Origin of the sequence: Hydrogenophaga sp. (assembly GCF_018780385.1) — a bacterium.
Classification (GTDB): Bacteria; Pseudomonadota; Gammaproteobacteria; order Burkholderiales; family Burkholderiaceae_C; genus Hydrogenophaga.
Genome location: NZ_JADMJO010000043.1, coordinates 18,512 through 31,977, shown reverse-complemented (window position 1 = coordinate 31,977; position 13,466 = coordinate 18,512). Strand labels below are relative to the sequence as shown.

Sequence of the window (13,466 nt, the reverse complement as noted above, 5' to 3'; positions counted from 1 at the left end):
GTGCCGAGCGGTGCGCGCCTCAATCAGGCTGCTCGACCAGTGACACCAACAATGCGCGCGTGGCAACCTGGTCGCCAGCGCGCACAGCTACCTGGTCCACCACGCCATCGCGACGGGCCAGCAGTTGATGCTCCATCTTCATGGCTTCGAGCACCGCCAGGCGTTGCCCCTTGGTGACCGTGTCGCCATGTTGGACGTCAACGGCCAGCACCCGTCCATTCATGGGTGCGAGCACGCGTGACTCCGTACTGCCTGCCGCCGCGGCCGGGGGGTCATAGGTCAGGTCTTCAAAGCTGGCACTCAGGTCGCCCAGCTCCAAGTGCAACACGCCGCCGGCAAACACCGCAGCCGCGTGCTGCTGCACGCCATCGGCGATCAGGTGCAGGCACTCGCCTTCGCGCCCGCTGAGGGTGATGTGGTGCAGCGCCGCGCCCACTTCGAGCGTGTAGCTGTGGGTGCCAGTGACCGTGATGTGCACGGCATGGCGGTGTTCGCCCTCGCCGATCAGCATCGGCCAGCGTGCCGGTCCGCTGGAGCGCCAGGGCGCGGCTGCGACCGGCGTGGCGCTGGCTTCAAACCACAGCGTGCCGGCCAGCGCCAGCGCCAGCGAGTCGGGCTGGGGCCGCACCAGCGCCGCAGCGCCGAAGTGCTGGGCGATAAAGGCAGTGGTCGTTTCGCCAGCGGCGAAGGCCGGGTGGCTGGCCACGGCTTCGAGGAAGGCACGGTTGTGGGGCAGGCCGAGCAGGCGGGTGCGTTGCAGCGCACCGATCAGGCGCCGTCGGGCTTCGTCGCGGGTCGCGCCGTGCACAATGATTTTGGCGATCATGGGGTCGTAGTGCGGGCTGACGGTCTGGCCTGATGCCAAGCCGTGGTCAACGCGCACGCCTTCGCCCGTGGGCGGGCACCAGAGCGCAACATCGCCACTTTGCGGCAGGAAGCCGTTGTACGGATCTTCGGCGTACAGGCGCACTTCGATGGCGTGCCCGTTCAAGTGCACTTGCTCCTGCGTCAGCGGCAAGTGCTCGCCACGGGCCACGGCGATCTGCCAGGCCACCAGGTCCAGCCCGGTGATGCACTCGGTCACCGGGTGTTCGACCTGCAGCCGCGTGTTCATCTCCAGAAAGTAGAAGCGCCCTTCGCTGTCGAGCAGAAACTCCACCGTGCCGGCGCCGACGTAGTTCACGGTGCGCGCAGCCGCCACCGCCGCCGCGCCCATTTGCTCGCGCAGCTGGGGCGTGACCGCCGGGGAGGGCGCTTCCTCGAACACCTTCTGGTGCCGGCGCTGGATCGAGCAGTCGCGTTCGCCCAGGTGGATGATGTGGCCGTGCTGGTCGCCGAAGACCTGGATTTCGACATGGCGCGGCTCAATCACCGCGCGCTCCAGGATGAGCTCTTCGCTGCCGAAGGCGTTGCCTGCTTCCGAGCGGGCGCTGGCCAGGGCGACCGCGAGGTCTTGCGGGTGTTCGACCAGTCGCATGCCTCGCCCGCCACCGCCCGCCGCCGCCTTGACCATGATCGGGAAACCGATCTCGGCAGCCTTCGTGAGCAGCGTGGCATCGGACTGGTCGGTGCCCTGATAGCCCGGCACGCAGGGCACGCCCGCCGCCAGCATCAGGCGTTTGGCGCCGGCCTTGTTGCCCATTTTCAGGATGGCCTGCGGGTCCGGGCCGATGAACACCAGCCCGGCGTCCAGGCAAGCTTGCGCAAAGCCGTCGTTCTCGGACAGGAAGCCGTAGCCGGGGTGTACCGCGTCGGCACCGGTGCTGCGCGCCGCCGCCAGCAGCGCCGCAACGTTGAGGTAGCTCTCCCGTACCGGCGCCGGGCCGATGCACACTGCCTCGTCGGCCAGGGCAACATGCAGCGCTTGGGCATCTGCTTCGCTGTAAACGGCCACCGTGCGGTAGCCCAGCGCCTGGGCCGTGCGGATGATCCGGCAGGCGATCTCGCCGCGGTTGGCAATCAGGATTTTGGTGAAGTTCATCAGGGTTCTCACATCCGTGCCACGCCAAAGGTGTTCGAAAGCAAGGGCCGCAACCCGGCTTCCCGACACACCGCCAGGGTGGTGGCGAGCGCGCGGCGGGTGTCGCGCGGGTCGATGATGCCGTCGTCCCACAGGCGCGCGGTGGCAAACAGCGAATGCGATTCGAGGTCAAAACGTGCCAGGATCTCGCTTTTCATGGTGGCCATGGTTTCGGCGGGTGGCTCCTTGCCGGTGCGGGCAAATTTTTCTTCGGTGACGATGCGCATCACGGTGGCGGCCTGCTCGCCGCCCATCACAGCCACCCGCGCGTTGGGCCAGGCGAACACGAAGCGCGGATCGTAGGCGCGGCCACACATGCCGTAGTTGCCGGCACCGAAGGAGGCACCTGTCATCACGGTGATTTGCGGCACGGTGGCATTGGCCACGGCCTGGATCATCTTGGCGCCATGCTTGATCATGCCGACCTGCTCCACATCCTTGCCGACCATGAAGCCGGTGGTGTTCTGCAGATAGACGATCGGGGTGCCCGACTGGCAGCACAACTGGATGAACTGGGTCGCCTTGGTGGCGCCTTGCGGATCAATGGGCCCGTTGTTGCCGATGAAGCCGCAAGGGTATCCCTCGATGGCACCATGGCCGCACACGGTACTGGAGCCGTACAACGATTTGAATTCGAGGAAGTCGGAGTCGTCGATCACCCGCGCCAGCACTTCGCGCATGTCGTAGGGCTGGCGAAAGTCAACCGGCACCACGCCCGCCAGTTGCTCGACCGGATAACGCGGCTCTTTCCAGGTCTTCACCGCGCGCATCGGCAAGCGGTCGTTCCACGGCAGCCGCGCCAAGATGTCGCGTGCGATGCGGATGCCGTCCGCATCGTCCTCGGCCAGGTACTCGGCCACGCCCGACATCGAACAGTGCATCTCGGCGCCGCCCAGCTCTTCGTCGGTGGCGATCTCGCCGGTGGCGGCTTTTAGCAAGGGTGGGCCGGCCAGGAAAGCCTTTGCACGGCCGCGCACCATGATCACATAGTCGGACATGCCCGGAAGGTAGGCGCCGCCGGCAGTTGAGTGGCCGTGCATCACGCAGACCTGTGGAATGCCCCTGGCCGATAGCCGCGCCTGGTTGGCGAAGCCGCGGCCGCCTTCAATGAACACCTCGCCCACATGCATCAGGTTGGCGCCGCCGGACTCGACCAGTCGCACCACTGGCAGTTTGTTCTCCAGTGCGATGGCTTCGGCGCGAAGGCTCTTCTTCATGCCCATCGGTGTGATGGTGCCGCCCTTGATCGCGCTGTCGGATGCGATCACCACGCAACGGATGCCCGACACCACCCCGATGCCGCAGATGATCCCGCCCCCCAGCACGTTCTTCTCGCCGTCGTCGTCGTGCATCCTGAAGCCGGCCAGGGTCGAAAACTCCAGCCACGACGAGCCGCGGTCGAGCAGCAGCGCGATGCGCTCACGCGGCAGCAGCTGTTTGCGGGCGCGGAACTTGGCTTCTTGGCTGTTCGACGTGTTGCGCACACGGTCTTCGAGCGTGCGGAAACTGTCGATCAGCGCGAGCATCTGTGCGCGCTCGCGCTGGAAGCTCTCTGACTGCGGGTCGACTTGACTTTGAATGGCGGGCATGGGCGGTTCTCGCTGAAAGGTCGCAGTGAACGAATGGGGTCACAGGCCTGCTTACAGGTCGTAAAAACGCTCACCCTGGGCGGCCATGCGGCGCAGCAACTGCGGCGGCGCGAAGCGCGCACCGTGCCGCTCTGCCAGGCTCTCGCAGACTTTGACAAAGGCGGACACCCCCTGGCTGTGGATCTGGCCGATCGGGCCACCCAGGTAGGCTGGGAAGCCCCAGCCCAGGATCGCGCCGACATCGGCATCGATTGGTGCCAGCAGAACTTTTTCTTCGAGGCAGCGTGCTGTTTCGACGGACTGGATGAACATCAGGCGCTGCTTGACCTCTTCGACCGTGGGTTGCGTGGCCGCCAGCGGGAACGCCTGCGCCAGGCCTGCCCACAGTTGTTTCTGGCCATCTTGTGGGTAGTCGTAGAAACCTTTGCCGGTTTTTTTACCCAGTCGTCCCAGCTGGTCCACCATGCGGTCGCAGACGTCGTCGACGGCGCTGCGCTGGTAGGCCTTGCCGAGGTCGGTGGCGGTCTGTTTCCGGATGCGCGCCATCAATTCGAGCGAGACTTCGTCGGCCAGCGCCAGCGGCCCCACCGGCATGCCGGCCATGCGCCCGGCGTTGTCGATCAGCGCCGGCTTCACGCCTTCGGCCAGCAGCGCCAGGCCTTCGCCGACGTAGGTCGAGAACACCCGGCTGGTGTAGAAGCCGCGGCTGTCATTGACGACGATGGGCGTCTTGCGGATCGCCTTGACGAAGTCCATGGCACGGGCCAGGCATTCGTCACTGGTGGCCTGGCCGCGAATGATCTCCACCAGCGGCATCTTGTCGACTGGCGAGAAAAAATGCAGGCCGATGAAGTTGGCCGGACGTGCGGACGCCTCGGCCAGCCCGCTGATGGGCAGGGTGCTGGTGTTGGAGGCGAAGAGGGCGCCGGGGGCGATCACCGCCTCGGCCTTGCGCGTCACGTCGGCCTTGATGGCGCGGTCTTCAAACACCGCTTCGACCACAATGTCACAGCCTGTCAGGTCGGCGAAGTCGGTGGTCGGCTTGATCAGGGTTAGCTTGGCAGTGCACTCGGCCTCGGTCATGCGCTTGGCGGCCACGCGCTTGTTCCACAGGTTCTCGCTGTAGGCCTTGCCCTTGGCCGCGCTGTCGGTGCTGCTGTCGAGCAGCACCACTTCCATGCCGACCTCGGCGGCGGCGAAGGCAATGCCCGCGCCCATCATGCCAGCCCCCAGAATGCCGACCTTGCGGTAGCTGGCCTGAGGCACGCCCTTGGGCCGGGAGGCCAGCTTGCTGGCGGCGGGGATGCCAAAGAACAGCGAGCGGATCATGTTCTTGGCCTCTTTGCCGGTCGTCAGCTTGACGAACTCGCGCATCTCGACCTTGCAGCCGGTGTCGATGTCGATCTGGCAGCCGTTGTAGACGCAGTTCAAGATCGCCTCAGGTGCGGGATAGTTGCCAAAGGTCTTGGCGCGCAGCATGGCGTTGCCAGCGGTCAAAGTGTCGTAGCCCATGGGGCTTTGCACGGCGCCGCCCGGCAGCTTGAAACCCTTGCGGTCCCAGGGCTGAACAGCGGCAGCGGCACCGTCAGTCAGCAGCCACTGCCTGGCGCGGGCCAGCAGTTGGTCGGCCGGCACGACTTCATCGACCAGACCCGCATCCAGGGCTTTTTGCGGGGCGAGCTTTTTGCCTTCGAGCAGGAAGGGCAGCGCGTTGCGCACACCGATCATGCGCGGCAGACGCTGCGTGCCGCCGCCGCCGGGCAGCAGGCCAAGGCCCACCTCGGGCAGGCCGATCTGGGCCTTGGGGTTGTCGGCGGCGATGCGTCGGTGGCAGGCCAGCGCGACCTCGTAGCCGCCGCCCAGCGTGGTGCCGTTGAGGGCCGCGACGAAGGGCTTGCCGCTTTTCTCAATGCCGCGCATCAGGGCGTGCAACTGGGTGACGAAGTCCATCATTTCGGCAACGTCCGTGATGGCGAGCATCATGTTGAGGTCGGCACCGGCGATGAACTCGGGCTTGGAAGAGGTGACGATCACGCCCTTGACGGCAGCGTCCGCGACGGCCCTGCGCACGGCGTCGGAGAAGGCAGGAATGGATTGCTCGTTGAGGACGTTCATGGGCACGTCCTGCATGGCCCAGGTGATGGTGGCGATGCCATCGGCATCAAGCTTGTAGTCAATCGTCATGTTGGTGATCCAGGTCTGTGATGAGGTTCACGTCGTGCCGAGGCTTCAGACGCGCTCGATGATGGTGGCTGTGCCCATGCCGGCGCCCACGCACAGCGTGACCAGGCCGGTCGACAGGTTGCGCCGCTCGAGTTCGTCGAGCAGGGTGCCCAGAATCATCGCGCCAGTCGCGCCCAGGGGGTGCCCCATCGCAATCGCCCCGCCGTTGACGTTCATCTTGTCGTGCGTGACTTTCATCACTTCCATGAAACGCAGCACGACTGAGGCGAAGGCTTCGTTCAGTTCATAGAGGTCGATGTCGCTGGCCTTCATGCCAGCGAGCTTGAGCGCCTTTTCCGCCGAATAGGAGGGGCCGGTCAGCATGATGGTGGGCTCGCTGCCGATGGAGGCGAACGAGCGGATGCGGGCACGGGCTTTCAGGCCCAGCCGTTTGCCGACTTCGGCGTTGCCGACCAGCACCGCAGCCGCGCCGTCAACAATGCCCGATGAGTTGCCGGCATGGTGCACGTGCACCATGCGCTCGATCTCGGGATAACGCTGAATGGCCACCGCGTCGAAGCCGTATTTCTCGCCCTGCACCTTGAAAGCAGGCTCCAGCTTGGCCAGCGACTCCAGCGTGGTTTCGGCGCGCATGTGTTCGTCGCGCTCAAGCACGATGCAACCGTTCACATCCTTCACGGGAACGATCGAATTGGCGAAGCGGCTCTCGGCCCAGGCGAGTGCGGCGCGGCGCTGGCTTTCGACCGCGTAGCTGTCGACGTCGCTGCGGCTGTGGCCGTAAAGCGTGGCAATCAGATCGGCCGAAATGCCCTGCGGCACGAAATAGGTCGGAATCGCCACCGCTGGGTCAATCGCCCAGGCACCGCCGCTGGTGCCCATGGGCACACGGCTCATGCTCTCCACGCCGCCGCCGATGACCAGTGGCGACTGACCCGACATCACCTTGGCGGCGGCCATGTTGCAGGCCTCCAGGCCCGAGGCGCAAAAGCGATTGACCTGCACGCCGGCAGCGCTTTCGTGGTACCCGGCGGCAATGGCCGCAACGCGCGCGATGTTGGCGCCTTGCTCACCGGCGGGTTCGACGCAGCCGAGGATGATGTCGTCCACGAAGGCGGTGTCCAGGGTGTTGCGGTCGCGTAGTGCCTGCAGCGCGGTAATGGCCAAACTGATGGGCGTGGTGCCGTGCAGCGCACCCGAGCTGCGGCCCTTGCCGCGCGGCGTGCGCACGGCGTCGAAAATGAATGCTTCGGTCATGTTGGGTTTCCTTCTTTCTGAATCTGGGGATGCGATAGGCAAGAGGGCGGAAGAGCGGCAGGCGGCTGGCAGCAGTTGCTACAGCGTGCGGCTGATGATTTCCTTCATGATTTCGTTGGCGCCACCGTAGATGCGCGCGACGCGCGCATCCGCATAGGCGCGGGCAATCGGGTACTCCCACATGTAGCCGAAGCCGCCGAACATCTGCAGGCATTGGTCGATCACCTTGCAGTGCAGGTCGGTGGTCCAGTACTTGGCCATCGCGGCGGTGGCGGCATCAAGTTGACCGTCCATCAGCAGGCCGAGCAGACGGTCGACAAAGACCTGTGCGATCTGCACCTCGGTTTTCATTTCGGCGAGCTTGAAGCGGTTGTGCTGGAAATCGATCACGCGCTGGCCGAAGGCCTTGCGATCCTTGGTGTAGGCCAGGGTCCATTCGAGCGCGGCCTCGGCGCCCGCCACCGCGCCGATGGCGATCTGCATGCGCTCCCAGGCCAGTTCCTGCATCAGCAGGAAAAAGCCCTTGCCATCGCCGCCGAGGATGTTGCTGGCCGGCACGCGCACGTCTTCGAAGAAGAGTTCCGAGGTGTCCTGCGCCTTCATGCCGATTTTTTCGAGATTGCGCCCGCGCGTGAAGCCGGGGCGATTGGTCTCGACCAGCACCAGCGAGGTTCCCTTGGCGCCTTGCGTCGGGGCGGTCTTGGCGACAACGATCACCACGTCGGCGTTCTGGCCGTTGGTGATAAAGGTCTTTTGACCATTGATCACAAGTTCGTCGCCGTCACGGACCGCACTGGTGCGCACGCTTTGCAGGTCGCTGCCCGCGCCCGGCTCAGTCATGGCGATGGCGCCAATCACTTCGCCGGTGGCCATCTTCGGCAGCCAGTTGCGCTTTTGCGCCTCGGTGCCGTAGGCCAGGATGTAGGGTGCCACGATGTCGGAGTGCAGGCCGAAGCCAATGCCGCTGGTGCCGGCGCGCGAGACTTCTTCAATGAGCACAGCACTGTGCAGGCGCGTACCGCCACCGCCGCCGTATTGCTCGGGTATGGCGGGGCACAGCAGGCCGGCGGCGCCGGCCTTGCGCCAGACGGCGCGCGGCACGATGCCATCGTTTTCCCAGCCGGCGTGATGAGGTATGACTTCTTCTTCCAGAAAGCGACGTGCCTGGTCCCGGAAGAGTTCGTGTTCTTCACCGAAGAGGGTGCGGTTGAGCATGGGTCTGTCCATGAAGTTCGATTGGCATTGGCACTGGCATGGCCGACGGTCGCGAAGAGTTGCTCGTCCACGTGGGAAAGCGCCGGAAGCACCCAACGCACGATAGAAAAACCAATCGACCAAACGCTTGTTAGATGATATAGTATACGGCATGGCAAAGGAGCAAGACAACCCACTCTCGCGCAGAGATGCGATCCTGGCGGCCGCGGCGAGCCGGTTCCGGCGCCAGGGTTTTGAGCGCACTTCGGTGCGCGAGATTGCCCAAGCCATGGGCATGACTTCAGGCTCGCTCTTCTACCATTTCGCGACCAAGGAGGATCTGCTGGTGGCGATCATGGAGGAGGGTGTTCGCGACATCATGCGGTCGGTGCGCGACGGGCTGGCTGGCGAAGTTCGCTTGCCCGAGCGGCTGCTGTCGATGGTGCGCAGCCACCTGAAGGCTTTGCTGGGTACGAGGCTCGACGCCATGACCGTGCTGCTCTATGAGTGGCGCAGCCTTTCGCCGGCCGCCCAGACCCGGGTGATGGCATCGCGCGACGCCTACGAGACCTTGTGGATGACGCCGATCAGCGAGGCTGCGGCGCTGGGCCTGGTCGATACAGATGTCGTGTTGGTGCGCCAGACAGTTCTCGGTGCCCTCAACTGGACGGCGCAGTGGTACCGGCCTGGCGGGCGTCTGGACATCGATGCGTTGGCGCAGCGCATGTACGCGATGCTGTTTCCTCGTGTGGCCGCATCGGGAGTGAGCAGTGATTGAACGGGCCGGATTCGGCTTCCATCTTACCGTTTTCAATTGTTTATTTTAGTCACATGGAGATAAAGTGAAGATATTGGTCGCCGTCAAGCGGGTGCTGGACTACAACGTCAAGGCCCGCGTCAAGTCCGACGGTTCGGGAGTCGATCTCGCGAACCAGAAGTTGTCCATGAACCCTTTCGACGAGATCGCATGCGAAGAGGCGGTGCGCCTCAGGGAGGCCGGTGTCGCTTCTGAAGTGATCGTTGTTTCCTGTGGCCCGGCGGCTTGCCAGGAAACGCTGCGCAGCGCCATGGCCATCGGCGCTGATCGCGCCGTGCTGGTTGAAACTGACGCCGCGCTCGAACCGCTCGCGGTGGCTAAGCTGATGCAGCATGTGGCCCAAAAAGAAGGTGTGCAGTTCGCCATCTTCGGCAAGCAGGCGATTGATGACGACGCTGGCCAGACTGGCCAGATGTTTGGCGCGCTGATGGGCTGGGCCCAGGCCAGCTTCGCCTCCAAGGTGCAGATCAGCGGCGACACGGCCACCATCACTCGCGAGATCGACGGTGGCCTGGAAACCCTGGCCATGAAGCTGCCGGCCGTGATCACGACCGACCTGCGCCTGAACGAGCCGCGCTTCATCACGCTGCCCAACATCATGAAGGCCAAGAAAAAGCCGATGGAGGTGATCAAGGCGGCCGAGCTCGGCATCGACATTGCGCCACGCACCGTGACCCTGAACGTCAGCGAGCCGCCGACCCGCAAGGCCGGCATCAAGGTGGCCGACCCGGCCGAACTCGTCAAACGACTCAAAGAAGAAGCGAAGGTGATCTGATGACAACCCTGATCATTGCGGAACACGACAACGCCGTACTCAAAGCGGCCACGCTGAACACGATTGCCGCCGCCACGCGCATCGGCGGCGACATTCATGTGCTGGTGGCGGGCCGCAACTGCGCTGCCGTGGCCCAGACTGCGGCGGCGGTTGCGGGCGTGAGCAAGGTGCTGCACGTTGACGCGGCGCACCTAGAGGCCCACCTGGCCGAGAACCTGGCCGAGCTGGTGCGCTCACGCGTGCGCGCCGATGTCGGCTACACCCATGTGCTGGCGCCAGCCACCGCCTTTGGCAAGAACGTGCTGCCGCGCGTGGCGGCCTTGCTGGACGCCTCCCAGGTGTCGGACGTGATCGCGATCGAGTCGCCCGACACCTTCCTGCGCCCGTTCTATGCCGGCAACGCGCTGGCCCGCGTGCAATCGAAGGATGCCATCAAGGTGCTGAGCATTCGCACCACCGCCTTCGACCCGGTCGGTGCGGGCGGCACGGCAGCGGTCGAGACGCTGGACGCGGCTGGCGATCTCGGCTTGACCACCCTGGTCGGGCGTGAGGTGGTGAAGCTGGAGCGCCCGGAACTCGCCGCTGCATCGGTCATCGTATCGGGCGGACGCGGACTGGGCGCGGCCGACAAGTTTCACGCCGTGCTGGAGCCGCTGGCCGACAAGCTTGGCGCGGCGATCGGCGCCTCGCGCGCCGCCGTCGACGCCGGCTACGCGCCCAACGACTACCAGGTCGGCCAGACCGGCAAGATCGTGGCACCCCAGTTGTACGTGGCGGTTGGCATCTCGGGCGCCATCCAGCACCTGGCCGGCATGAAGGACAGCAAGGTGATCGTTGCGATCAACAAGGACGCCGAAGCGCCGATCTTCCAGGTGGCCGACTATGGGCTGGTGGCGGATCTGTTCACAGCGGTGCCCGAATTGGTGACTGCGTTATAGGTTGCAGCGGATGCCGAGGTAAAGCAGAGGCCAGGCCTGTTCCTGGCAGTATGGTCGGCGGCACCGGCCAAACAATTCAAAAAGTAGGAGACATCGATCATGAGCCCATCAACCTCCGTCATCGCTGATGTGCCATCCCCTGGCGCAATTGCCCGCGTGGCCATCGGCGACTTCCTGCGCCGCTCGGCAGCGCGAGACCGCGCCAAGACGGCGTTCGTGCTCGGCGATCAGAGCATGAGCTACGGTGAGCTCGATGAGCGCGTGACCCGCTGCGCCAATGCCTTGCTGGCCGCTGGCTTGGTGCGAGGTGACCGCGTGACCACGCTATGCAATAACTCGCTTGAGTTCCTGGTGGCCATGTTCGGCATCCATCGCGCCGGCCTAATCTGGGTGCCGATCAACACCGGCCTGGGGCTGGATGACGTTCGCTACATCATCGACCACTCTGAGGCGCGCTTCCTGCTGGTGGATGCCGCTCTGCTGGTGCGCCCGGAGTTGCGTGCAGCCATCGAGGCGCAGCCCGGTCGCGGATGGGTGCTGGAAGGCGAGGGGGCTGGGGCTTTCTGCAGCTTCGCTGCAGCGATTGCTGCGCAGTCTGCCACTGAGTCCGAGGTCGAAATTCATGACCGCGACGTAGCCCAGATCATGTACACCAGCGGAACCACCGGCCGCCCTAAAGGGGTGATGCAAAGCCATTTGTCGGTGGTGATGGCAGCGATGAACAACGCGCTTGAGTTGGGGGTGTGGCGCGATGCCGTGAACATTGCCGTGCTGCCCCTCTTTCATTGCGCCCAGCACACGCTGATGTGCGGCGTGCTGGCGGGCGGCGGCACGGTGATTGTGATGCGCGCTTTCGAACCCGCCGCCATGCTCGACGCCATCGAGCGTGAACGGGTGACCTTGCTGGTGGGCTTGCCGCTGATGCACCAGGCCATGCTCGATCATCCCTCGCGCCCGGGGCGCGACCTGTCGAGCCTGCGCATGTGCGTGTACGCCATGGCGCCCATGGCCGAGACCCTGCTGCGCCGCCTGATCGCCGAGTTCTGCCCGAATTACTCATTGGCCACCGGCCAGACCGAGATGTACCCGCTCACCATGGCCTTCCGGCCCGAAGAGCAGCTTAAACGCTTTGGTTCCTACTGGGGCGTCAGTGCATTGATCAACGACACGGCGGTGATGGACGACGCGGGCCAGCTGCTCGGCCCCGGCGAGGTCGGCGAGATCGTGCACCGCGGTCCGAACGTGATGGAGGGCTACTACAAAAATCCCGAAGCCACCGCCGAGGCACGCGCTTTCGGCTGGCACCACACCGGTGACCTCGGCATGTGGGTCGATGGCCAGATGATGTTCAGGGACCGCAAGAAGGACATGATCAAGACCGGCGGCGAAAACGTGCCGTCCATCAAGGTCGAGGCCACGTTGCTGCGCCACCCGGCGGTGGCCAATGTGGCGGCGGTAGGTTTGCCGCACCCGCGCTGGGTCGAGGCGGTCACCGCCTTCGTGGTGCTCAAGCCAGGGGCGCAGGCCGACGAGGCCGAGTTGATCAACCACTGCAAGGAGCATCTCGGTGGCTTTGAGGTGCCCAAGGCGATCCGCATCGTCGATGCCTTGCCGATGACCTCCACCGGCAAGATTCAAAAGCATCCGCTGCGTGACAGCTATCGCGCCCTGTACGAGGACATTGAACGATAGGTGTCGGGAAGGTCATGGGGTGTGCAACACACGCCCGCGCCTGTGACCAGGCTGCTTGCAAGGCGTGCTTCGGCTTGAGGTCCTAACTAACCACCGTTCTGTCAATATGTTCGCATGACCTTTATCGAAACCAGCCGGTTTCCGGCAGGCGCGGACAGTCGCCCTTGATCCTTGATCCTTGTTCATCCCACCGTCAGAAAGGTTTTCCATGTCCGTCGTTCCTGCCATCTTGCTTGCGGTTGATGCCGACGGCATTGCGACCCTGACCCTCAACCGGCCCGATCAGCTCAATGCCTTCGATCTTGAGATGGTGGATGCTTGGCGCGCAGCACTTGAGCAGGCCGAAGCTGATGAGCGAGTCAAGGTCATCGTCGTCACCGGTGCCGGTCGTGCTTTTTGTGCCGGCGGCGATTTCGAGGAGATGGCCAAATTCAGCGAAATGGACAGCATGGGACGCAAGGATTTTCTGTACCGCCACGTGCATCGCATTGCGCTCACGCTGGAGCGGATGGAAAAACCGGTCATTGCCGCTGTCAACGGCGCTGCGCGAGGCGCTGGCTGCGACATGGCTTTGATGTGCGATATCCGTTTGATGGCCAGCTCAGCCACGCTTGCCGAGAGTTATATCAACATCGGACTGATGGCTGGTGATGCCGGTGCCTGGTACTTGCCGCGCCTGATTGGCACCGCGCGCGCGCTTGAGTTGTTCTGGACCGGTCGCGTGGTGGGGGCGGAAGAGGCCGAACGCATTGGCATGGTCAATCGCGTGGTGCCCGATGCCGAACTGATGACCGCCACCTACGATATGGCGCGCACCATTGCCGCCAAGCCGCAGCAGGCGGTACGCTTTTTTCGCCGCGCCGTCTACCAAAGCCAGACCATGGCGCTCGCCACGCACTTGGACATGGTGTCCTCGCACATGGCGGTGCTCGAAGACACGCCTGAGCATCGCGCCGGCATTGCGGCTTTCCGCACCCGCTCGCGCGCCAGCAAGTAAAAAAGG

The 13,466-nt window shown here is 64.6% G+C and carries 10 protein-coding genes; 5 read left to right on the top strand and 5 right to left on the bottom strand.

Translation table 11 applies throughout. The features are described 5' to 3' along the window. Window positions 1–19: 19 nt before the first annotated feature. From IV113_RS15545 to IV113_RS15525, 5 genes are all read right to left on the bottom strand, one after another. Window positions 20–1,981: an acetyl/propionyl/methylcrotonyl-CoA carboxylase subunit alpha gene (locus tag IV113_RS15545; RefSeq protein WP_056278457.1), complete on the bottom strand. Its 1,962-nt coding sequence runs from the start codon at window positions 1,979–1,981 to the stop codon at window positions 20–22. Window positions 1,982–1,989: 8 nt separating this feature from the next. Further along, window positions 1,990–3,609, bottom strand: a complete 1,620-nt coding sequence (locus IV113_RS15540; protein ID WP_056278454.1) for a carboxyl transferase domain-containing protein — start codon at window positions 3,607–3,609, stop codon at window positions 1,990–1,992. Window positions 3,610–3,660: 51 nt separating this feature from the next. Beyond that, window positions 3,661–5,793, bottom strand: coding sequence for a 3-hydroxyacyl-CoA dehydrogenase NAD-binding domain-containing protein (locus tag IV113_RS15535; protein ID WP_056278451.1), 2,133 nt, complete (start codon window positions 5,791–5,793; stop codon window positions 3,661–3,663). Window positions 5,794–5,838: 45 nt separating this feature from the next. Then, on the bottom strand, window positions 5,839–7,047 hold the full coding sequence (locus IV113_RS15530) for an acetyl-CoA C-acetyltransferase (RefSeq protein WP_056278449.1): 1,209 nt from the start codon (window positions 7,045–7,047) through the stop codon (window positions 5,839–5,841). Between the two features lie 78 nt (window positions 7,048–7,125). Beyond that, window positions 7,126–8,262 (bottom strand): acyl-CoA dehydrogenase family protein, encoded by a 1,137-nt coding sequence (locus IV113_RS15525; RefSeq protein ID WP_291086743.1) that lies wholly within the window; start codon window positions 8,260–8,262, stop codon window positions 7,126–7,128. Between the two features lie 151 nt (window positions 8,263–8,413). On the opposite strand from IV113_RS15525, the gene IV113_RS15520 reads away from it, so the two are divergent. The 5 genes from IV113_RS15520 to IV113_RS15500 all read left to right on the top strand — a co-directional run bounded on the left by IV113_RS15520 (window position 8,414) and on the right by IV113_RS15500 (window position 13,460). After that, window positions 8,414–9,019 (top strand): TetR/AcrR family transcriptional regulator, encoded by a 606-nt coding sequence (locus IV113_RS15520; protein WP_291086741.1) that lies wholly within the window; start codon window positions 8,414–8,416, stop codon window positions 9,017–9,019. A 64-nt stretch (window positions 9,020–9,083) separates the two neighbouring features. Next, on the top strand, window positions 9,084–9,833 hold the full coding sequence (locus tag IV113_RS15515; protein WP_291086739.1) for an electron transfer flavoprotein subunit beta/FixA family protein: 750 nt from the start codon (window positions 9,084–9,086) through the stop codon (window positions 9,831–9,833). Then, entirely contained in the window at window positions 9,833–10,771 is a 939-nt protein-coding gene (locus IV113_RS15510; RefSeq protein ID WP_069047330.1) for an FAD-binding protein, read from the top strand. The genes IV113_RS15515 and IV113_RS15510 overlap by 1 nt, the downstream gene beginning before the upstream one ends. 99 nt (window positions 10,772–10,870) lie before the next feature. Next, window positions 10,871–12,463 carry an AMP-binding protein gene (locus IV113_RS15505; RefSeq protein WP_291086736.1) on the top strand — a complete coding sequence of 531 codons (1,593 nt, stop codon included), beginning with the start codon at window positions 10,871–10,873 and terminating at the stop codon, window positions 12,461–12,463. Window positions 12,464–12,671: 208 nt separating this feature from the next. Further along, window positions 12,672–13,460: an enoyl-CoA hydratase-related protein gene (locus IV113_RS15500; RefSeq protein WP_056278432.1), complete on the top strand. Its 789-nt coding sequence runs from the start codon at window positions 12,672–12,674 to the stop codon at window positions 13,458–13,460. Window positions 13,461–13,466: the final 6 nt, after the last annotated feature.

Excerpts from the sequence above, each read along its gene's own strand:
- IV113_RS15540 (WP_056278454.1), bottom strand. The coding sequence starts at position 3,609 with ATGCCCGCCATTCAAAGTCAAGTCGACCCGCAGTCAGAGAGCTTCCAG.
- IV113_RS15530 (WP_056278449.1), bottom strand. The coding sequence starts at position 7,047 with ATGACCGAAGCATTCATTTTCGACGCCGTGCGCACGCCGCGCGGCAAG.
- IV113_RS15535 (WP_056278451.1), bottom strand. The coding sequence starts at position 5,793 with ATGACGATTGACTACAAGCTTGATGCCGATGGCATCGCCACCATCACC.
- IV113_RS15545 (WP_056278457.1), bottom strand. The coding sequence starts at position 1,981 with ATGAACTTCACCAAAATCCTGATTGCCAACCGCGGCGAGATCGCCTGC.
- IV113_RS15525 (WP_291086743.1), bottom strand. The coding sequence starts at position 8,262 with ATGCTCAACCGCACCCTCTTCGGTGAAGAACACGAACTCTTCCGGGAC.
- IV113_RS15500 (WP_056278432.1), top strand. The coding sequence starts at position 12,672 with ATGTCCGTCGTTCCTGCCATCTTGCTTGCGGTTGATGCCGACGGCATT.
- IV113_RS15520 (WP_291086741.1), top strand. The coding sequence starts at position 8,414 with ATGGCAAAGGAGCAAGACAACCCACTCTCGCGCAGAGATGCGATCCTG.
- IV113_RS15505 (WP_291086736.1), top strand. The coding sequence starts at position 10,871 with ATGAGCCCATCAACCTCCGTCATCGCTGATGTGCCATCCCCTGGCGCA.
- IV113_RS15510 (WP_069047330.1), top strand. The coding sequence starts at position 9,833 with ATGACAACCCTGATCATTGCGGAACACGACAACGCCGTACTCAAAGCG.